This is a genomic window from Paraburkholderia sp. J63 (assembly GCF_905220245.1).
Classification (GTDB): Bacteria; Pseudomonadota; Gammaproteobacteria; order Burkholderiales; family Burkholderiaceae; genus Paraburkholderia.
On sequence record NZ_CAJMZF010000016.1, the window covers coordinates 50,006 to 70,169 of the forward strand.

General features: G+C 66.3%; 15 protein-coding genes. 7 read left to right on the forward strand and 8 right to left on the reverse strand.

Annotation, left to right across the window (positions count from 1 at the left end; genetic code table 11):
- The first annotated feature begins 11 nt into the window (after window positions 1–11).
- Window positions 12–1,448, forward strand: a complete 1,437-nt coding sequence (locus U5775_RS18705; protein WP_322059579.1) for an aldehyde dehydrogenase family protein — start codon at window positions 12–14, stop codon at window positions 1,446–1,448.
- A gap of 638 nt (window positions 1,449–2,086) precedes the next feature.
- On the forward strand, window positions 2,087–3,571 hold the full coding sequence (locus U5775_RS18710; protein ID WP_322059580.1) for a DEAD/DEAH box helicase: 1,485 nt from the start codon (window positions 2,087–2,089) through the stop codon (window positions 3,569–3,571).
- A gap of 107 nt (window positions 3,572–3,678) precedes the next feature.
- Here the strand turns inward: U5775_RS18710 and gluQRS are convergent, their stop codons facing one another.
- Entirely contained in the window at window positions 3,679–4,617 is a 939-nt protein-coding gene (gluQRS, locus tag U5775_RS18715) for a tRNA glutamyl-Q(34) synthetase GluQRS (protein WP_322059581.1), read from the reverse strand.
- Between the two features lie 13 nt (window positions 4,618–4,630).
- A complete protein-coding gene (locus U5775_RS18720) occupies window positions 4,631–5,518 on the reverse strand; it encodes a sulfurtransferase (RefSeq protein ID WP_322059582.1) in 888 nt (295 codons plus the stop codon).
- A 318-nt stretch (window positions 5,519–5,836) separates the two neighbouring features.
- Here U5775_RS18720 and dnaE point away from each other — a divergent pair, with 318 nt between their 5' ends.
- A complete protein-coding gene (gene dnaE, locus U5775_RS18725; protein WP_322059583.1) occupies window positions 5,837–9,415 on the forward strand; it encodes a DNA polymerase III subunit alpha in 3,579 nt (1,192 codons plus the stop codon).
- Between the two features lie 109 nt (window positions 9,416–9,524).
- On the opposite strand, the gene U5775_RS18730 is transcribed toward dnaE, so the two are convergent.
- Window positions 9,525–10,349 carry a glycosyltransferase family 2 protein gene (locus U5775_RS18730; protein ID WP_322059584.1) on the reverse strand — a complete coding sequence of 275 codons (825 nt, stop codon included), beginning with the start codon at window positions 10,347–10,349 and terminating at the stop codon, window positions 9,525–9,527.
- 329 nt (window positions 10,350–10,678) lie between these two features.
- Between U5775_RS18730 and msbA the strand changes: the two genes are divergently transcribed.
- Window positions 10,679–12,430 (forward strand): lipid A export permease/ATP-binding protein MsbA, encoded by a 1,752-nt coding sequence (gene msbA / locus U5775_RS18735; RefSeq protein ID WP_322059675.1) that lies wholly within the window; start codon window positions 10,679–10,681, stop codon window positions 12,428–12,430.
- A gap of 20 nt (window positions 12,431–12,450) precedes the next feature.
- On the opposite strand, the gene U5775_RS18740 is transcribed toward msbA, so the two are convergent.
- Window positions 12,451–13,722 (reverse strand): O-antigen ligase family protein, encoded by a 1,272-nt coding sequence (locus U5775_RS18740; RefSeq protein WP_322059585.1) that lies wholly within the window; start codon window positions 13,720–13,722, stop codon window positions 12,451–12,453.
- A gap of 348 nt (window positions 13,723–14,070) precedes the next feature.
- Here U5775_RS18740 and U5775_RS18745 point away from each other — a divergent pair, with 348 nt between their 5' ends.
- Complete coding sequence (locus U5775_RS18745; protein ID WP_322059586.1) at window positions 14,071–15,165, forward strand: glycosyltransferase family 4 protein; 1,095 nt, start codon at window positions 14,071–14,073, stop codon at window positions 15,163–15,165.
- 174 nt (window positions 15,166–15,339) lie between these two features.
- A complete protein-coding gene (locus U5775_RS18750) occupies window positions 15,340–15,651 on the forward strand; it encodes a DUF4148 domain-containing protein (protein ID WP_322059587.1) in 312 nt (103 codons plus the stop codon).
- Window positions 15,652–15,943: 292 nt separating this feature from the next.
- Here the strand turns inward: U5775_RS18750 and mnmH are convergent, their stop codons facing one another.
- The 3 genes from mnmH to U5775_RS18765 form a co-directional block, all read right to left on the reverse strand.
- Entirely contained in the window at window positions 15,944–17,029 is a 1,086-nt protein-coding gene (gene mnmH / locus U5775_RS18755; RefSeq protein WP_322059588.1) for a tRNA 2-selenouridine(34) synthase MnmH, read from the reverse strand.
- An 80-nt stretch (window positions 17,030–17,109) separates the two neighbouring features.
- Complete coding sequence (locus U5775_RS18760; protein WP_322059676.1) at window positions 17,110–17,418, reverse strand: helix-turn-helix domain-containing protein; 309 nt, start codon at window positions 17,416–17,418, stop codon at window positions 17,110–17,112.
- Entirely contained in the window at window positions 17,418–17,714 is a 297-nt protein-coding gene (locus U5775_RS18765; protein WP_322059589.1) for a DNA-binding protein, read from the reverse strand. Before U5775_RS18765 ends, U5775_RS18760 begins: the two co-directional genes overlap by 1 nt.
- A 411-nt stretch (window positions 17,715–18,125) precedes the next feature.
- Between U5775_RS18765 and U5775_RS18770 the strand changes: the two genes are divergently transcribed.
- Window positions 18,126–18,608, forward strand: a complete 483-nt coding sequence (locus U5775_RS18770) for a hypothetical protein (RefSeq protein WP_322059590.1) — start codon at window positions 18,126–18,128, stop codon at window positions 18,606–18,608.
- A gap of 79 nt (window positions 18,609–18,687) precedes the next feature.
- On the opposite strand, the gene rng is transcribed toward U5775_RS18770, so the two are convergent.
- Window positions 18,688–20,157, reverse strand: coding sequence for a ribonuclease G (rng, locus tag U5775_RS18775; protein ID WP_322059591.1), 1,470 nt, complete (start codon window positions 20,155–20,157; stop codon window positions 18,688–18,690).
- Between the last annotated feature and the right edge of the window lie 7 nt (window positions 20,158–20,164).

Below are 20,164 nucleotides of genomic sequence, written 5' to 3' on the forward strand. Positions count from 1 at the left end.
GAGAACACGTCATGCTGAAACCGACTTATCCGTATTACCTGGCCAACGAGGCCGTTGCCGCCAACACCGATCTCGAAGTCACCGACAAATACAGCGGCGCCGTCGCCACGCGCGTCGCGCTCGCCGATGCGAAGGCCATCGACCAGGCCATCGCCGCCGCCGAGGCCGCGATGCCCGCCATGCGCGCGTTCCCGCCCTTCAAGCGCCAGGCCGTGATCGACCACTGCGTCGCGCGCTTTCGCGAGCGCTTCGACGAGCTCGCGATGGCGCTGTGCATCGAGGCAGGCAAGCCGATCAACGATTCGCGCGGCGAAGTCACGCGCCTGATCGACACGTTCCGCGTGGCCGCCGAGGAGAGCGTGCGCATCGACGGCGACATCGTGAACCTCGAAATCTCGGCGCGCGCGAAGGGCTATCACGGCTACGTGAAGCGCGTGCCGATCGGACCGTGCTCGTTCATCTCGCCGTTCAACTTCCCGCTCAACCTCGCCGCGCACAAGGTCGCGCCGGCGCTCGCGGCGGGCGTGCCGTTCGTCCTGAAGCCCGCGAGCCGCACGCCGGTGGGCGCGCTCATCATCGGCGAGGTGCTCGCGCAAACCGATCTGCCCAAGGGCGCATTCTCGATCCTGCCCGCGCACCGCGACGGCGCCGATCTCTTCACCACCGACGAGCGCTTCAAGCTGCTCTCGTTCACGGGCTCGCCCGCCGTGGGCTGGGATCTCAAGAACAAGGCGGGCAAGAAGAAAGTGGTGCTCGAACTGGGCGGCAACGCGGCGGCCGTGGTCGACGCGGATCAGGGCGCGAAGCTCGACTACGTAGTCGACCGGCTCGCGTTCGGCGCCTATTACCAGTCGGGGCAGAGCTGTATCGGCGTGCAGCGCATTCTCGTGCACGCGTCGATCTACGACGCGCTGCGCGAGAAGCTGATCGCCAAGGTGAAATCGCTCAAGATGGGCGACCCGAAGGACGAACAGACCTTCGTCGGGCCGATGATCTCCGGATCCGAGGCGAAGCGTCTGGCGGGCTGGATGGAGCGCGCGGTGCAGGCGGGCGCGAAGATCGTCGCGGGCGGCCAGGTCGACGGCGCGATGTTCGAGGCCACGCTGCTCGAAAACGTGGGCCGCGATACCGAGCTCTACCGGCGCGAGGCGTTCGGGCCGGTGGCGATTCTCGAGCGCTTCGAGGACTTCGGCAAGGCGCTCGAGATCGTCAACGACAGCGACTTCGGCCTCCAGGCGGGCGTCTTCACCGATTCGCTCGCGAACGCGCACCGCGCCTGGGACGGGCTCGAAGTGGGCGGCGTCGTGATCAACGATGTTCCGTCATTTCGCGTCGATAACATGCCGTATGGCGGCGTGAAGGATTCGGGCCTCGGGCGCGAGGGCGTGCGCTACGCGATCGAGGACATGACCGAGCTGCGGCTCATGGTGATGCGCGAAACGTGGTGAGCGCGGGCGGTTTGAATTGGCCTGGATGGCCACAAAGGGCCGGATCTGCCGCAGTCTGGGTCCGGCCGTGCGGCGCCCGGCGTTGCAGAAGCCGATCCGCGCGGCCATAGGGATTTATGCCAAGGTGCTACAATACCGGCCTTTCGCCGGATTGCGTCCGCCCTCGTGGCGGGCTCCGGCCGGCGATGGGGCAGATTGCCACGCCCGTGAGCGCCGGTACGATCCGGCGCCATGAAGTGGGGACGCAAGGCGGACATTACGGACGCCGGGGCGTCAGGACGTCGACATCGACTGAAGCGGCCGGGCCAGCGTGCATGAAAGTGCATCGAGGCACACCGGCCGGCAACAAGGGAACGAGCGGGTCGAGCGCGGCCGTGCAGCCAGCGCACCCTGCGCACCATCGATCGATGGCGTTCCCGCGAAAATGCCGGGCATCTTGCGCGAGCCGTTCGTCGAATTGACGCCGCGGCTGCCGCGGCCGGCAGTCCGGGCAGAAAGCCGCTGCGGCCCCGCAGCCGCCGTAGCGTTCGTCAGCACGGTTTGCCAGCACGTTTCGAAGCAACCCGGCAGCAACCAGCAGTGATTATTCAGAGGCGCGCCGCGCCTCACGCGCATAGCGCCTTTATAGCGAAGCCACCATGTCCGACACAGCCGTCAAGCCCAGCACCGAGACCTTCGATCAGTTCGGCCTCGCGCCCGAGATCCTCAAGGCGATCAAGGAGCAGGGCTACACGACGCCCACGCCCATTCAGGCGCAGGCCATTCCCGTGGTCCTCACGGGCCGCGACGTGATGGGCGCCGCGCAAACCGGCACCGGCAAGACGGCGAGCTTCTCGCTGCCGATCCTGCAGCGCCTGCTGCCGATGGCGAGCACGAGCGCCTCGCCCGCGCGCCATCCGGTGCGCGCGCTGATCCTCACGCCCACGCGCGAGCTCGCGGACCAGGTCGCCAACAACGTGCGCACCTACGCGCAGCACACGGCGCTGCGCAGCGCGGTGGTGTTCGGCGGCGTCGACATGAATCCGCAATCGGACGAGCTGCGCCGGGGCGTGGAAATCCTGATCGCGACGCCGGGCCGCCTGCTCGATCACGTGCAGCAGAAGACCACGAATCTGGGCCAGGTGCAGATGCTGGTGCTCGACGAAGCCGACCGCATGCTCGACATGGGCTTCCTGCCGGACCTCCAGCGCATCCTGAACCTGCTGCCGAAGGAGCGTCAGACGCTGCTGTTCTCGGCCACGTTCTCGCCCGAAATCAAGAAGCTCGCGGCGACCTACCTGCGCACGCCGCAGACCATCGAGGTCGCGCGCAGCAACTCGACGGCCACCAATGTCACCCAGGTCGTCTATGAAGTGGCCGAAGGTGACAAGACGGGCGCCGTGGTGCAACTGATCCGTGACCGGGGCCTGAAGCAGGTGATCGTGTTCTGCAACAGCAAGATCGGCGCGAGCCGGCTCGCGCGCCAGATCGAGAAGCAGGGCATCGTGGCCGCCGCGATTCACGGCGACCGCTCGCAAAACGAGCGCATGCAGGCGCTCGACGCCTTCAAGCGCGGCGAGATCGAGGCGCTGGTGGCAACCGACGTGGCCGCGCGCGGCCTCGACATCGCCGAGCTGCCGGCCGTCATCAACTTCGATCTGCCGTTCAACGCCGAAGACTACGTGCACCGTATCGGCCGCACGGGCCGCGCGGGCGCCTCGGGCGACGCGCTCTCGCTGTGCAGCCCGAGCGAGAAGAAGCAGCTCGCCGACATCGAAAAGCTGATCAAGCGCCCGCTGACCGTCGAGCGTCTCGTGGTCGACACGCCGGTCGCGCATCACGAGGGCGGCAGCCGCCGCCGGGAGCGTGACGGGCGCGACGGCCACAGTCACGAAGGCCGCGGGGAGCGCGTGGGCCACCGCCGCGCCGGCGCGTACGAGCGGCCGCATCATCACCGCCAGGCGCAGCCCGTCGACGACTTCTTCCTGAAGCCTTACGAGCCGTCGCCGAGCGCGCGCAGCCAGGCCGAGGACAAGCCCGCGGCCGCCGCCACCTCGCAAAAGCCGAAGCAGCCGCTCGCGGCGCTGCTGGGCGGCCTGGGTTCGGCGTGGCGTAACAAGCCGACGTCTTCGTCGTCGTCGTGATACGCATTTAGCTTGTTGGCGCGGCTTCGCGCGATGAAAAAAGCGGCGTGCCGGTTTCGACCGGCACGCCGCTTTCGCATTTCTGTGCGCAATCGAGCGTTACGCGTTCACGCAGTGATGGCCGGCAGTTGCGCGAGGCGGCGCGTCCAGGCGTCGATGGCGTCGGCCTGAAAGGCTTCGAGCGTGGCGGGCGCGGGGTTGCGCAATTCGAGCCCGAGATGCCGCGCGGCGGCCAGCAGGGCTTCCAGAGGCCGCGTTGCGTCGAGCGCCAGCGCGCCGGTCTGCTTCGAGAGCTTTTCGCCGGCCTCGTTGGTCACCACAGGGACGTGCAGATACGCGGGCGTCGGCACGCCCAGGCACTGCTGGAGCCAGATCTGGCGCGCCGTGGAGTCGAGCAGGTCGGCGCCGCGCACGACGTGTGTGATGTGTTGCGCGGCATCGTCGACGACCACGGCGAGCTGATAGGCCCACTGGCCGTCCGCGCGCAGCAGCACGAAGTCGCCGACCTCGGTCGCGAGGTCCTGTTGCTGCGGGCCTTGCCAGCGGTCGTCAAAAAGGATCAGCGCAGGATGGTGCGCGGCGTGCGGATCGTCGTCCGGCACGCGCAGACGCCACGCGCGCGCGGGCTTGCCGTGCAGGCCGTCGCGGCAGGTGCCGGGGTAGATCAACGTGCTGTTGCGCCGGTGCGTGTGCAGTTGCGAATCGGCGATTTCCTTACGCGTGCAGCCGCACGGATAGACGTGCCCCTTCGCGATCAGCCGGTCGAGCGCCGCGCGATAAAGATCCACGCGGCGGCTTTGCCATTCGGGCGGCTCGTCGGCGTGAAAGCCGAAGCGCTCGAGCGTCGCGAGGATGTCCTCGGCGGCGCCGGGCACCGTGCGCGGGCCGTCGATGTCCTCCACGCGCACGAGCCACGCGCCGCCATGCGCGCGCGCGTCGAGCCAGCTCGCGAGCGCCGAGACGAGCGAGCCGAAATGCAGCGGTCCTGTGGGAGAGGGCGCGAAGCGCCCGCGATATTCCTGCTGCGGTCGAGCCGGTGCGCTCACGCTCACACGTGAATCAAGCCGCCTGGGCCGGAGCCTGGGCCCCTGCAGACGCTTGCGCGCGCTCCGGATGGCACGCCGGGCAGCTCTCGCCCACGACGTAGAGCGGCGAAGCCTGCTCGGCGGGCGAGACCACGGCGCGGCATGCGAAGCATTGCACGGTGTCGGTGGGTTCGAGCTGCGGATTGAGCGCGGTGCGCTGATCGAACACGAAGCAGTCGCCGCTATAGTGCGCGCCGCCCACTTCCTCGAAATATTTGAGAATGCCGCCCTCAAGCTGATAGACGTGCTCGATCCCCACTTCCTTCATGTGGATGGCGGCCTTTTCGCAGCGGATGCCGCCCGTGCAGAACGACACCACGGTCTTGCCTTCGAGATCGGCGCGGTTTGCTTCGATCACGCCCGGAAATTCGCTGAATTTGTCGATGCGGTAATCGAGCGCCTGCTCGAACGTGCCGACATCCACTTCGAACGCGTTGCGCGTGTCGAGCATGACGACGGGGCGGCCCGCGTCGTCGAAGCCGCGATCGAGCCATTGCTTGAGCACGACCGGCGCGACCGAGGGCGCGCGGCCTTCCTCGGGGCGGATCGCGGGCTTCTTCATCGTGATGATCTCGCGCTTCAGACGCACGAGCATGCGGTTGAAGGGGCGATTTTCCGAGAAGCTTTCCTTGAATCGCAGCGTCGCGAATTTGCCTTCGAAGAGCGGGTCATGGTTGATGTAGTCCATGAAGGCGCGCACGTTGCCTTCGTCGCCCGCGACGAACAGATTGATGCCTTCGGGCGCGAGCAGGATGGTGCCCCGCAAGTCGAGCGCGTGGCAGCGTTCGAGCACGAGCGGACGCCATTCGGCGGTCTTGTCGAGTGTCGCGAACTGGTAGGCGGAGAGATTGAGAATACGCATGGCCAACTTGAAAACCTGAATCGGACGGACCCGCCTCTTCGGCGCGCGCCGATCGAGCCGGTGGCGAAATCGGGGTGAAAGCGCGGTGAGGGCGCGGCGTGAGGCGTGGCAAAGGGGGCCAAAGTGCGACAGGCTGCGCGGCGGGCGTAATCCGCTATTATCCCTCAACCGGGCGATGCGGCGCCTCCTGCGCGCTGCACTGCATGTCGCGCAATGCTGATGGCGCGCAAGGCCTTATCCGTATGGCCCGGGCCGTTTTGGCCAACGCGGCGTTCTGCGTGCAGGCGGCGGCAAAAATCGCCGGATCGTAGAGGTACAATGACGCCCATGTCAGATCCCCGCTTCGTCCATCTCCGCGTCCACTCCGAATTCTCGATTGCCGACGGCATCGTGCGCCTCGACGACCTCGTCAAGGCGGCGGCCAGGGACGGTCAGGGCGCGCTCGCGCTCACCGACCTCGGCAACGCATTCGGCCTCGTCCGTTTCTACACGGAAGCCCGCGGCAAAGGGGTCAAACCCATTGCCGGCTGCGACGTCTGGATCATGAATCCGGACGACCGCGACAAGCCTTCGCGCCTGCTGCTGCTCGTGAAGGACAAGGTCGGCTACCTGAATCTCTGCGAACTGCTTTCCAAGGCGTGGCTCACGAATCAATATCGCGGCCGCGCGGAAATCGACGTTGCCTGGCTCGAGGCGGGTCTCGGCGAAGGGCTGCTCGCGCTCTCGGGCGCGCAGCAGGGCGACGTGGGCCTCGCGCTCGCGGCGGGCAACGTCGAAAGCGCGAAGCGTCATGCGCAGCGCTGGGCGAAGCTGTTCCCGAACGGCTATTACATCGAGCTGCAGCGCTGCGGCCAGCCAGGCGCCGAGCAGTACGTCGAGCAGGCCGTCGCGATCGCGGCGGAGCTGAAGCTGCCCGTGGTCGCCACGCACCCCATGCAGTTCATGACCGACGAGGAATACACCGCGCACGAAGCGCGCGTGTGCATCTCGGAAGGCGACATCCTCGCGAATCCGCGCCGCCAGAAGCGCTTCACGACCGATCAGCGTTTTCGCACCCAGGAAGAAATGGCCGCGCTGTTCGCGGACATTCCCTCGGCCATCGCGAACACCATCGAAATCGCGCGGCGCTGCAATCTCAAGCTGGAGCTCGGCAAGCCGAAGCTGCCGCTCTTTCCGACCCCCGATGGCATGTCGCTCGACGACTACCTCGTGCAGCTTTCGAAAGAGGGCCTCGAAAAGCGCCTCGTGCAGCTTTATCCCGACGAAGCCGAGCGCGAGAACGAGCGCGCGCGCTACTACGAACGGCTCGATTTCGAGTGCGGGACCATCATCAAGATGGGCTTCCCCGGCTACTTCCTGATCGTCGCGGACTTCATCAACTGGGCCAAGAACAACGGCGTGCCGGTGGGGCCGGGCCGGGGCTCGGGCGCGGGCTCGCTCGTCGCCTACGCGCTCGGCATCACCGACCTCGATCCGCTGCGCTACAACCTGCTGTTCGAGCGCTTCCTGAATCCGGAACGCGTCTCGATGCCCGACTTCGACATCGACTTTTGCCAGCACGGGCGTGATCGCGTCATTCAGTACGTGAAGGAGAAGTACGGCGCCGACGCGGTCTCGCAGATCGCGACCTTCGGCACCATGGCCGCGAAGGCTGCGGTGCGCGACATCGGCCGCGTGCTCGACCTCGGCTACAACTTTACGGACGGCGTGGCCAAGCTGATTCCGTTCAAGCCGGGCAAGCACGTCACCATCGCCGACGCGATGAAGGAAGAGCCGCTGCTCCAGGAGCGCTACGACAACGAAGACGAAGTACACCAGCTGCTCGATCTTGCGCAGCTCGTGGAAGGGCTCACGCGTAACGTGGGCATGCATGCGGGCGGCGTGCTGATCGCGCCGGGCAAGCTCACGGATTTTTGCCCGCTCTACACGCAGGGCGACGAAAGCGGCGTCGTGAGCCAGTACGACAAGGACGACGTGGAAGCCGTTGGCCTCGTGAAGTTCGACTTTCTGGGCCTGACCACGCTCACGATTCTCGACTGGGCCGAGCGCTATATCCGCATGCTCGATCCGTCGAAGCAGGACTGGTCGCTTGCGCAGGTGCCGCTCGACGACGCGGCCTCGTTCCAGATCCTCAAGAAAGCGAATACGGTCGCCGTGTTCCAGCTGGAAAGCCGCGGCATGCAGGGCATGCTCAAGGACGCCCAGCCCGACCGCTTCGAGGACATCATCGCGCTCGTGGCCTTGTATCGTCCGGGCCCGATGGACCTGATCCCGAGCTTCTGCGCGCGCAAGCACGGCCGTGAAGTGGTGGAGTATCCCGATCCGCGCGTCGAACCGGTTCTGAAAGAGACCTACGGCATCATGGTCTATCAGGAGCAGGTGATGCAGATGGCGCAGATCATCGGCGGCTACTCGCTCGGCGGCGCTGACCTTTTGCGCCGCGCGATGGGCAAGAAGAAGCCCGAGGAAATGGCCAAGCACCGCGAGATCTTCGCGGAAGGTGCGGCGAAAAACGGCCTCACGCGCGAGAAGGCCGACGAAACCTTCGATTTGATGGAGAAGTTCGCGGGCTACGGCTTCAACAAGTCGCACGCGGCCGCCTATGCGCTGCTCGCCTATCACACGGCATGGCTCAAGGCGCACCATCCGGCCGAATTCATGGCGGCGAATATGTCGCTCGCCATGGACGACACCGACAAGGTCAAGATCCTCTTCGAGGACTGCGCCACCAACAACCTCAAGGTGCTGCCGCCCGACGTCAACGCGTCGGCGTATCGCTTCGAGCCGGTCGCCGATGCCCATGTGGCCGAAGGCAAGCGCTCGCGCACGATCCGCTACGGTCTCGGTGCGATCAAGGGCAGCGGGCAGAACGCCATCGAAGAAATTCTGCGTGCGCGCGAGGAAGGCGGTCTCTTCAAGGACCTGTTCGACTTCTGCGAGCGTATCGACCGGCGTCTCGTGAACCGCCGTACGATCGAGGCAATGATCCGCGCGGGCGCGTTCGATTCGATCCATGCGAACCGCGCGCAGTTGCTCGCCTCCGTGCCGATGGCGATGGAGGCCGCCGAGCAGGCGAGCGCCAACGCCATGCAGGCGGGTCTCTTCGACATGGGCGACGCGCGGCTGGCCGCGCACGAGCTGGTGGACGAGCCCGCCTGGGGCGACAAGCGCAGGCTCCAGGAAGAGAAGGGTGCGCTCGGCTTCTATTTGTCGGGCCACCTCTTCGACGCCTACAAGGACGAAGTGCGGCGCTTCGTGCGCCAGAAGATCGGCGAGCTCAAGGAAGGGCGCGACAAGCTCGTCGCGGGCGTGATCGCCTCGCTGCGCACGCAGATGACCCAGCGCGGCAAGATGCTGATCGCGCTGCTCGACGACGGCACCGGCCAGTGCGAAGTGACGGTGTTCAACGAGCAATACGAGGCGCACAAGGCGCTCTTCAAGGAAGACGAGCTGCTGGTCGTGCAGGGCGGGGCGCGCAACGACGCGTTCACGGGCGGCATCCGCTTCACCGTGGATACCGTGATGGATCTCGAACGCGCTCGCAGCCGCTACGCGCAGGCCGTGAAGGTGCAGATGAACGGCAACGCCGACGCGCTCGCGCTGCGCACGGTGCTCGAGGCGCATCGCGCGAAGCCCGACGATTCGCTGCCCGCGCCGGTCGTGGAAACGCGTGGGCGTGGCGGGCGCGATGGCGGCGGCGGTGGCTATGGCGGCCGGGGCCGCGAGCGCGAGCAGGTGGTCATTCCCAATGGCCTCGCGGTGCAGATCGTCTACAGCAACGACCGCGCGCAAGGCGAGGTGCGTCTCGGCGACGCCTGGCGCGTGAAGCCCACCGACGACCTCATCGCCGCGCTGCGTGGCGAGTTCGCGGGCAGCGCCATCGAAATCGTCTATTGACGACGGGTTATCGGGCGCGTGAAAGCAGAACGGGCGGCCAGGGCCGCCCGTTCTGCGTTTCAGGTCTCAACGGAGCGCAATCAAATGGAGCGCCGTCAATGAGCGCCGTTTAGCGCTTTTTCGCGACCTTGCCGTCGCGCGTGAGCAGCGCGAGCTTGACGTAGCGGTAGTACGTCGTCTCGGCGTTGTTGATGGCGAGCATCAGCCCTTCGGCGCCGTCGAGAAAACCCGCGCGTATCACCCAGGTGCGGAAGAACGCCCAGAAACCCTTGCCGAGCGCCTTCGCGAGCGACGAGCGCTTGCCGGCCTCGGCCATCGTCAGCGCGCCCTCCGTCGAGTAGACATTGGTCTTGTCCAGCGCCTCGTGCAGGTTGGGCATCGAAATATGGATGAACGGGCCGTCGAAGCGGCCGGTCGTGCCGTCGATTTCGAGGTGCGTGTGCGTGCGCACGTCGGTGAAGCGCGCACTGCCGCGCCGGAACAGGCGCACGATGCGGTCGGGCCACCAGCCCGAATGCTTCATGAAGCGCCCGCAGAAGCTCGAGCGGCGCGGCGTGCTGAAGGCGGCGTGCGTCGAGCCTTGCACGAGCAGCGTGGCGATTTCGTCGCGCAGCTCGGGGCTCAGGCGCTCGTCGGCGTCGAGGCAGATCACCCAGTCGCCGCGCGCTTCGGCCAGCGCCCGGTTCTTCTGCGGGCCGTCGCCGGGCCAGTTGGTTTCGAACACGCGCGCACCGAGCGCGCGGCAAATATCGGGCGTGCCGTCGGTGCTGCCGGAGTCGAACACGATGGTTTCCATCGCGAGCCCGCGCACCGATTCGAGGCAGTCGCCAATGTCGTGCGCCTCGTTCATCGCCACCACGATGACCGAAAGCGTGGCGCGCGGCGTGCCGCTGGCCTCGCGGCCAGGGCGGGTCGGAGAAAGTCCGTCGGACATGCAGAGGTCGCCTGTTCTGGAGGAGTGTCGGAAGCGGTGAGCCGCGTCGCGCCCGCCGGGGACCGGCCAGGCGCAGAGGTGCGTATTCTAGACGATGCTTCTCGCGTCGGGCGCACCCGCGCCAAGCGTATACAATGCGTACCGCGCCGCCGGACCGTCCGTCAGACTGTCTGGCTGCCCCGAAGCGGCAGGTGGCCCGGCCGGTTGGCCGAGGCAGTTGTCCCGGCACGCGTCGCATTCACACCCGTATTCATCGCGCATTTCCAGCACACGCCTTTCCAGAGGATTCCTTGAGCGAGACGTCCCGACAATCCACCCTCAGCAAGCCGATCGGCACCGGCACGAAGTCGAATCCCGCGTCGGTCGGACGGCGGCTGTGGCCGTACCTCAAGCCGCTCCTCTGGGTGTCGATCGCGGCCATTGCCACGCTGGCGATCGTGGCCGCGACCGAGGCCGGCATTCCCGCGCTGCTCAAGCCGCTGCTCGACCACGGCTTCGGCACCAAGGGCAGCCCGAGCGCCCGATGGATCGTGCCCAGCGCCGTGATCGGCCTTGCGCTCGTGCGCGGCCTCGCGCAGTACGCTTCCGGCTACCTGCTCCAGTACGTGTCCAACCGGATCCTGCTCGAGCTGCGCCTGAAGATGTTCGAACGCATGATCCACGCGAGCGTGGGCTTCTTCCAGCGCGAGACGGCGAGCACGGTCATCAACGCGATCGTGTTCGAGGTCAACCAGATTCTCGGCGTGCTGTTGAGCGTGCTGGTCACCTCCGTGCGCGACTCGCTCACTGTGGTCTTCCTGCTCGGCTACCTGTTCATCCTCAACTGGCGCCTCACGCTGATCGTGGCGGTGCTGCTGCCGGCCATCGGCTGGCTCGTCAGCAAGATCAACCGGCGCCTGCGCCGCCTGAACCGCGAGCACCAGGCGCTCACGAACGAGCTGTCGTACATCGTCGAAGAAACCGTGGGCGGCTACAAGGTCGTCAAGGTTCATAACGGCGAGCAGTACGAAATGGACCGCTTCGGCGAGATGAGCAAGCGCCTGCGCGGCTACCAGATGCGCATGACGATCTCGGGCGGCCTTGCGCAGCCGCTCACGCAGTTCCTTGCCTCGATCGCGCTCGCGATCGTCATCACCATTGCGGTGGTGCAGGCCTCGCACGACCAGACGACGGTGGGCGGCTTCGTGGCCTTTGTCACCTCGATGCTGCTCGTGATCTCGCCGCTCAAGCACCTGATCGACGTGAACCAGCCGCTGCAGCGCGGCATGACGGCCGCCGAGCTGATCTTCGGCCTGATCGACGAGCCGGCCGAGCCCGCGGGCGGCGGCAAGCCGCTCGAGCGCGCGCGCGGCGAGATCGAGTTCCGCAACGTGTCGTTCGACTATGGGAACGGGCGGCCGATCCTCGAAAGCGTGACGTTCAGCGCGGCGCCGGGCGAGATGATCGCGCTGGCGGGCCCCTCGGGCAGCGGCAAGACCACGCTCGTGAACCTGCTGCCGCGCTTTTTCGATCCAAGCGGCGGCGAGATTCTCGTCGACGGCGTACCGCTGCCCGAGTACGACATTCACGCGCTGCGCAGCCAGATCGCGATGGTGAGCCAGGACGTGACGCTCTTCAACGACACGGTCGCGAACAACGTGGCTTATGGCGAAGAAGCCGATCCTGCACGCGTCGAGGACGCACTGCGCGCGGCCAATCTCTGGGACACGATCGCGGCGCTGCCTGAAGGGATCGACACGCTGGTCGGCGACAACGGCATGAAGCTCTCGGGCGGCCAGCGCCAGCGCCTCGCGATCGCGCGCGCCATCTACAAGGACGCGCCGATCCTGATTCTGGACGAAGCGACGTCGGCGCTCGACTCGGAATCGGAGCGCCACGTGCAGGCGGCGCTCGAAACGCTGATGAAGGGCCGCACGGTGCTCGTGATCGCGCACCGGCTTTCGACCATCGAGCGCGCGGACCGCATCCTCGTGATGGAAGCGGGCCGTATCGTCGAACGCGGCTCGCATCAGCAGTTGCTCGAACAGCGCGGGCTGTACGCGCATCTGCATCAGATCCAGTTCCAGCAGAACGCGGCGTAAGGGCAGGGAGGAGCGGCCGCTCAGGCCGCGGCGCCGCCTTCGAGTTCGCGCTTGCGCGACACGATGATCGCGAGGAAGTTGGTCGTGAGCAGCGCGATCAGGACGACGACCTGGATCGGCACCAGCACGTCGATCGTGAGCCCGAACAGGATCGTGCTGAACGACACCGCGAGGCCGCTGCAGGCGGCGGTGCGGATCACGGAATCGGCGGCGCGGCGCGCGCGCCAGAAATAAACCGACGTGCCGAAGTAGACCAACAAGAGCGTGGCCGCGCCCACGGCGCCCATTTCGGCGATGGCCGAGAAGAAGTCGCTGTGCGCGCGCTCATTGACGATCTGCTGGCTCGCCTCGCCGTGCTGCGCGAGCTCGCCGAGTGCCTGTTCCAGACGTCCCTTGCCCACGCCGTAGACCGGATGGCGCTCGAACAGCGTCACCGAGGCGTTCCACAGTTGCAGGCGCAGCCCCACCGACGTGTCCTTGTCGCCGCGCTGCATGAGGGTGAAATCGGAGCCCGCGTCGGCCACGCGGTGGCGAATGCCGTTCGTCGAAAACAACGCGCCGGCCGCCACGGCGAGCAGCGCCAGCGTGACGACCACGCGTTTCCAGTGCGAAAACCACCCATACTGCACGCCGAGCAGGAGCGCGAAGACGGGCACCGCGATCCAGCCGCCGCGCGTGCCCGAGAGATAGGAAACGAAGCCACCCGCGACCAGTGCGGCGAGCTTGACGATGAGCGCCAGCGGACGCGCCTTGCGGTCCCAGCCGAACGTGAACACCGCGAGAAACGCGAACAGCAGCGCGGTGTCGCCGAACGGAATCGCGTTGGTGTAGTAGTTCGAGAGGCGCTCGGTGTCGTTCCAGCCGCCCGCGGGACGGTCGACGAACACCCAGGCGCTCGCCGCGAGCGCGCCCAGCGCGCAGCCCCAGCCGACCACCGTGAGGCGGCGCGAAGGCAGGCGGGCGAGCAGCAGGAAGATCGGCAGCGCGAGCGTGAGGCGCGACAGCGCGTCGAACTGGTGCGGCGCCCAGTAGCCGAGCAACGGCTGCTGGAGCACGACCACGACGAGCGGGGCGAGCATCGCGGCGGTGTACCAGCGGTATTCGCGCCACGGCGCGAAATAGCGGGGGTCACGGCGGTACGCGCAGGCGCCATAGAGCGCGAACGCGAGCAGCAGGAAGAAGCAGTAACCCGTACCGCCGCGCCAGACCAGATTGGTGGCGGGTCCAAGCAGGAGCAGCAGGGTAACGATTGGAGCCAGGCGGCGAGGGTAGGTCGTCGTATCGTGATTCATGTCGGCCGGCGCAAATCGGGGCGGGCAGTCAGTTGTTATGTCGATGCAGCCGGGCGAGCGCTGCTGCGCCCCCCGCGGTCAGTGCAAGCCGGTCAAACGGATGACCCGGCGCGACTGCCCATGAATCGATCGATTATACCGGAGGGCATTTTGGGTACGCGGGATGCGCTGACAGGCGGCTTACCCCGGCTTACCGGGCGCATTACAGAAATTTTCGCGGATCGTGTACGCCCGCGTCGGGCCACGCCTAAGACTCTCGCGCGGCGGGCTTCGGCGCTGTCAGGAACTGGCGCTTTATAATCGGCCCACGCGAGAATTGCGCACAATAATTTACCTGTCGGACCGGTCATGAAGGTTGGAATCTCCTGCAACGCGCTCAAGCATAGCGGCGGCCTCGAACGCTATGCGATGGACCTGGTCCGGGGCCTCGCCGCGCGCGGCGTGCGGCCCGTGTTCTTTGCCCGCAAGTTCGATCCATCCGTACCCGAATACACGCTCGTGGAGCCGCATCGCATCAACGTTTCGTTGCTGCCGGGGAAGCTGCGCGACGCGTGGTTCTCGCGGCGGCTCACGACGTTGCGGCGGCGCGCGGGCGTGGACGTGCTGATCGGCTGCAACCGGGTCGATTCCTCGGAGATCGCCATCTGCGGCGGCACGCATCGCGGCTTTCTGCGCGCGACGGGGCGCACGCAGCGCGGCTCCGACAGCCGGCAGATCGCGCTCGAAAGCCAGCAATATGCGCGATCGCGCGTGATCGTCGCGCATTCGGATCTTATGCGCTCGGAACTTCGCGAGCTTTATGGCGTAGACGCGGCGAAGATCCGGGTGCTCTGTCCCCCCGTGGACGGCGAGCGCTTCTCACCCGTGGACGCCCCGACGCGCGCCGCGCTGCGCAGGCAATACGGATTCGCCGACCACGAGACGGTGTTGCTCTTCGCATCGAGCAGCCACGAACGCAAGGGCTTGCCGCTCATCGAGCAGGTCGTCGAAGCGCTGGACCTGCCCGTCGTGGTGGCCGTGGCGGGGCGCCCGCCCGAACGCGCGAGCGAGCGCGTACGCTACATCGGCTATGTGAAGGACCTCGAAAACGCCTATCGCGCGGCCGATTACTCGATTCTTGCGTCGACCTACGAGCCGTTCGGGCTCGTCGGCATCGAGTCGGTCATGTGCGGCACGCCGGTCATCCTCTCCTCGAATATCGGCTGCTGCGACGCCATCGCCGATACCGCCAAATATCTGTTCCAGCCCGGCGACGCCGCCGACCTGCGCCGCGCGATCGAAGCGGCCGTGGCGGCGCCCGGACAGCGCGTCGAACCCGAGGGGCCCGTCGGACCCATCGATGGGTCATCGGGCTTCCATTCCGCCGTGCTGTACGACGCGAGCGTGCAGGCCCACGTGGACGCGCTCCTCGAACTCGTCGCCGACATTTCCCCGACCCGCTAGCTTGCGCCGCGTGCCCGCGCGGCGCCTCCCGCGATTCTTCCGAAATCTGGAAAGGACCCCTAGGATTTCAAGGGTTAACCCTGGAGTCTGACAGGCATACGATGCGTACATCGGTCGCATGCACATACACACAGTCGCACGTCGGCCGTCCTGAACAAACTGGAGGTCGTAACCATGAAGTCCCTGATTCAAGCCGTTGCTGTTGCCGCTGCACTCGTCGTTCCCGTCGCTTCGTTCGCGCAGTCGCACTCGACCATCACCCGCGCCCAGGTGCGCGAAGAGCTCGTGCAACTCCAGAAGGTCGGTTACCGCGTCGGCGATGGCGATCAAGCGCACTACCCGGACGCGATCCAGGCCGCGCAAGCCAGGATCGCCGCGCAGAACGGCAATAGCGCGTACGGCGGTGTCGCGAATGCATCGGAATCGGGCGTCCGTGGTGCGACGGTGTCGGCGCAAGACTGGAATGCGATGTACGCGCATCCCTAAGCCGCTAGCCGGCTTTAGTCGAATGCCTGGTTGAGCAATCGAGCGCCGTGCTGCTGGAGGGCGACGCGGCGCTCGCAGCCGGTGGGCGATCGAGTAGCGATCGGGCGGTGCAATGCCGCTCCGAAACGAGGCCTGCCCCGGAGGAAACCTCCACCATCGGGACTCCGATGGCTTAGCCCGGGCACGGAATGGGTGCCCGGGCGCTTTTTCCCGGGTTGGCCAGCGGGGGCGGCACGCACCATCCGGCGCCCGTCCCCGACACAAGCAGACAGCGGGCGAGCGTCGCCCGGATTCAACCGGGCGCTTGCTCCGACTTCTCCCCAAGCAGATCTTCGCCGTGCAGTTGCGCGAGCAGCGCGCGCGCTTCTTCGACCGGGTCGCCCGTCATCGGATGGAAGACGAAGTGCGGCGACGCCGAAAGCGTCGAATAGTGCTTGCGCGTGCTGCGCGAATACGCGGGATCGTAGTGTTCGGTGACGAGCACCTCGGACAGCTCCGCGTGGCGGCCTTCCGCGAGCAGACGGCACCACGACTCGATGCGCTCGCGCCCGTGCAGCGGCGTGAGCTTCAGCAATTGCTCGCGGAAGTAGGTCTCGTCGTCGAGCAGATGCCCGTATTCCTCCAGCAGCAGCGCCACGCGCTCCTCGCGCGCCACCTCGACCACGATGCAGGTGGCGCCGTGAATGCCCTCGACGAGCGCGGCCGGCAGCGTGATCGCGCCGATGCGCCGGCTTTCCGCCTCCACGAAGACGGGCTGCGCGGGGTCGAATGCGCGCAGTTGCTGAACCAGCGCCGTATCGAACGACTTCTGCGAGGGTTGCGCGCGCGTGGGCAGCGCGCCGAGCAGCGAGCCGCGATGCGCGGCGAGCGCCTCGAGATCGAGCATTTGCGCGCCGGCCTTGCCGAGCGCCTGCAGAAGACGCGTCTTGCCGCTGCCCGTGGGCCCGGCGAGCACGACGTAGCGCAGATGGGCGGGCAGCGTGCCGAGCGCCTCTAGCACGGCGTGGCGCCAGGTCTTGTAGCCGCCTTCGAGCTGCCGCGCGCGCCAGCCGATCATGTTGAACATGGCCGTCATCGAGCCCGAGCGCTTGCCGCCGCGCCAGCAGTAGATGAGCGGGCGCCAGTTGCGCGGACGCCCGGCGAAGGTCGTGTCCAGATGCATGGCGATATTGCGCGCGGCGATGGCCGCGCCCACGCGCGTGGCCTCGAAGGGCGAGTCCTTGTACAACGTGCCGACGATCACGCGCTCCTCGTTGCTGAGCACGGGGGCATTGATCGCGCCGGGCACGTGATCCTCGGCGTATTCGAGCGGCGTTCTCACGTCGACGATCTCGTCGAACTCGCCCAGCTGGGAAAGGGTGGCGCGCTGATGATTCAACTGCGGTGCTCCGATGATGCGTGCGACAGCTTCGCGCCGGGAGGCGCGAAGCCGCAATGTGAGTTAGCGCAGACCTGGGGTCAGGCGGCGAGCTCGGCCATGAGTTCGGGATGCTTGATGATCAGGCGCAGCAGGCACAGCACAGCGCCCGATGGCGCGAATCGTCCCTGTTCCCAATCGCGCAGCGTGGCAACGGGAGTCCCGATGCATTCGGCAAACGCCGGCTGGGTCATGCCCGACGCCTCACGTGCCTGACGCACGAGCATCTGCTCTGGAGTGGTCACGCGACCGATGCGCCCCTTCGCTTCCTCGAGCGCCTGCCGCAGATCCGGCAGCGGCTCGCCGGCATCGGCCTCAATGGCCTTGGCGATTCTCTCTATGTCCTTCATCACACTACCTTCCGGATGTCCTTGGGGAGCATGTTCTCGCGCTCGGCCTTGGCATAGACCGCTACGAGCAACACGATTTCCGCATCGCTCAGATCGAAATAGATGATCCGCGTACCGCCCGACTTGCCGGTGCCGGCACGCTTCCAGCGAACCTTGCGGGCGCCTTCCGCACCTGGAATCACATCTCCCGCTTGCGGGTTGGCAGCGATCCAGGTGATGAAGTCGAGGCGTTCGGCGTCGGACCAGATTCGCTCCGCCTGCTTCTGGAATGTCGGTGTTTCGATTACGGTCCGCATTTTCGATTATACGGGAATCCCGTATGATTTCAAGTCAGGATGAGAGGCAAGGGCGTTGCACGAGGGCGGTTGCCATGCGTGGTATGCGGATGGCTTGGGCCGGAAAGGGTGTTGCCGTTTGCATTCTCGCCCGTCGCACAGCACGAATTGCCATTCCGGAGGCAAGCGGAACTGATCTGCGCGGTGCTTTGACAAGTCTTTGCACTTCCCGCTCGGCATTCGGTTCGCGACGTGGCGAGTCAGCGACGATCTACGGTTGCTTGACCCACTTGCCCGTGCAACGAATGACGCCGCCCATATCTTTAAATTAGGATTAGCACTACCTACGATTTGCTCGTGATGCGCCGTTAAGCCATGCGCAGACGCGCTCCGCCGATGGGCGGCGTTTGCGATCTTCCATACGGAGGCACGATGAAATCGAAGCACGGACGAAAGGCACGGCAATGGGCGCTCGGCGCATCGATGCTGTTCACGGCTTGCGATGCCGCGCTGGCTGGAACGGGGGGAACCATTCGCTTCAGCGGCGCGATCGTTGAACCGACGTTCGGCATCACCGCTGCCCCCGGCAGTTTTGCCGGCGCTTCAAACACGAGCGCGCCCATGTGGACGGTCGCGCCCGATGGCGCGCTGTCCATCGCGTATGTCGCCGCGCCAAACAGCAGGGCTTACGCCGACGTATCGATCGTTGCACTCGGCGACAACGCGAGCGCGTCGCTTGCCGCGCCGGCTGCTGTGTCGGTAAGCGCTGCTGGCCGGGCTGTCGATAGACGCCAGGTCGATGGCAACGAACGATACGGTATTGGCAGCGCCGGCGGGGTGATCCGGCTTCAGGCAGGCGCCTTGTCACGCACGGCGGGGCCGACGTTGGTGTCGGTCGTGACAAGCTATCAGTGATCGGGGGGCGGCGCGCTTCGCCACGGATTCGAAGCGCGTCTTCCCGATCGAGGGCGATCGAGGCGACCCAGCACGCCCCTCACATCAACACAATATCGTACTGCTCCTGACTCAAATTCGACTCCACCTGCAGCGACACCGGCTTGCCGATGAAATCGATCAGCATCGCCAGATGCTGCGACTCCTCCTCGAGAAACAGATCGATCACCTGCTGCGAGGCCACCACGCGAAACTCGCGCGGATTGAACTGGCGCGACTCGCGCAGAATTTCGCGCAGCACGTCGTAGCACACGGTGCGCGAGGTCTTCACCTGCCCCTTGCCGAGACACGTGGGGCAGGGCTCGCACAGCACATGCGCGAGCGATTCGCGCGTGCGCTTTCTCGTCATCTCCACGAGCCCCAGTTGCGAGAAGCCGTTCACGGTCACGCGCGTGCGGTCGCGCGAGAGCGCCTTCTTCAGCTCGCCGAGCACCTGGTCGCGGTGCTCGACGTTCTCCATGTCGATGAAGTCGATGATGATCACGCCGCCCAGATTGCGCAGCCGCAACTGGCGCGCGATGGTGTGCGCCGCTTCGAGATTGGTCTTGAAGATCGTGTCGTCGAAGTTGCGCGCGCCCACGTAGCCGCCCGTGTTCACGTCGATGGTCGTCATCGCCTCGGTCTGGTCGATCACGAGGTAGCCGCCCGACTTCAGATCGACGCGGCGTGAGAGCGCGCGCTGGATCTCGGCCTCGATGTTGTAGAGGTCGAAAAGCGGCCGCTCGCCCGTGTAGTGATGGAGCATCGGCAGCACGGCGGGCGTGAACTCGCTGGCGAACTCGGTGAGCCGCTGGAACGTTTCGCGCGAATCGACCTGAATGCGCGAGGTCTCGTCGTTCACGAAGTCGCGCAGCACGCGCTGCGCGAGATTGAGGTCTTGATAGAGCAGGCTGGTGGCGGGCATGCGTTGCGCCTGCGCGAGGATCGTCGTCCACGTCTTGCGCAGGTAGGTGACATCGGCGGCCAGCTCTTCGCTCGTGGCGTCCTCGGCGATCGTGCGCACGATGTAGCCGCCTTTCTCGTCGGCGGGCAGCACGGCGGTCAGGCGCGCGCGCACGGCTTCGCGCTCGGCCTCGCTCTCGATCTTCTGCGAGATGCCGATATGCGGCTCCTGCGGCAGATAGACGAGCGTGCGCCCCGCGATGCTCACCTGCGTGGAAAGCCGCGCGCCCTTGGTGCCGATCGGGTCCTTCACGACCTGGACCATCAGCGTCTGCCCTTCGAACACGGTCTTTTCGATGGGCTGATGATGGACCGGCGCATGCGCTTCGCCCGCGATGCGCGGATGCCAGATATCGGCGACGTGGAGGAACGCGGCGCGCTCGAGGCCGATGTCGATGAAGGCGGACTGCATGCCCGGCAACACGCGCACGACCTTGCCGAGATAGACGTTGCCGACGCGTCCGCGCGACAGCGTGCGCTCGACGTGAAGCTCCTGGACTGCACCTTGCTGGACCAACGCGACACGCGTCTCCTGAGGCGTGACGTTGATCAGGATTTCTTCGTTCATGATTGGT

What these genes read in the sequence shown, in the direction of transcription:
- U5775_RS18730 (WP_322059584.1), bottom strand. Translation starts at nt 10,349, where the DNA reads ATGTCCGACGGACTTTCTCCGACCCGCCCTGGCCGCGAGGCCAGCGGC.
- U5775_RS18765 (WP_322059589.1), bottom strand. Translation starts at nt 17,714, where the DNA reads ATGCGGACCGTAATCGAAACACCGACATTCCAGAAGCAGGCGGAGCGA.
- U5775_RS18760 (WP_322059676.1), bottom strand. Translation starts at nt 17,418, where the DNA reads ATGAAGGACATAGAGAGAATCGCCAAGGCCATTGAGGCCGATGCCGGC.
- U5775_RS18740 (WP_322059585.1), bottom strand. Translation starts at nt 13,722, where the DNA reads ATGAATCACGATACGACGACCTACCCTCGCCGCCTGGCTCCAATCGTT.
- U5775_RS18710 (WP_322059580.1), top strand. Translation starts at nt 2,087, where the DNA reads ATGTCCGACACAGCCGTCAAGCCCAGCACCGAGACCTTCGATCAGTTC.
- rng (WP_322059591.1), bottom strand. Translation starts at nt 20,157, where the DNA reads ATGAACGAAGAAATCCTGATCAACGTCACGCCTCAGGAGACGCGTGTC.
- U5775_RS18720 (WP_322059582.1), bottom strand. Translation starts at nt 5,518, where the DNA reads ATGCGTATTCTCAATCTCTCCGCCTACCAGTTCGCGACACTCGACAAG.
- U5775_RS18745 (WP_322059586.1), top strand. Translation starts at nt 14,071, where the DNA reads ATGAAGGTTGGAATCTCCTGCAACGCGCTCAAGCATAGCGGCGGCCTC.
- U5775_RS18705 (WP_322059579.1), top strand. Translation starts at nt 12, where the DNA reads ATGCTGAAACCGACTTATCCGTATTACCTGGCCAACGAGGCCGTTGCC.
- U5775_RS18770 (WP_322059590.1), top strand. Translation starts at nt 18,126, where the DNA reads ATGAAATCGAAGCACGGACGAAAGGCACGGCAATGGGCGCTCGGCGCA.
- dnaE (WP_322059583.1), top strand. Translation starts at nt 5,837, where the DNA reads ATGACGCCCATGTCAGATCCCCGCTTCGTCCATCTCCGCGTCCACTCC.
- U5775_RS18750 (WP_322059587.1), top strand. Translation starts at nt 15,340, where the DNA reads ATGAAGTCCCTGATTCAAGCCGTTGCTGTTGCCGCTGCACTCGTCGTT.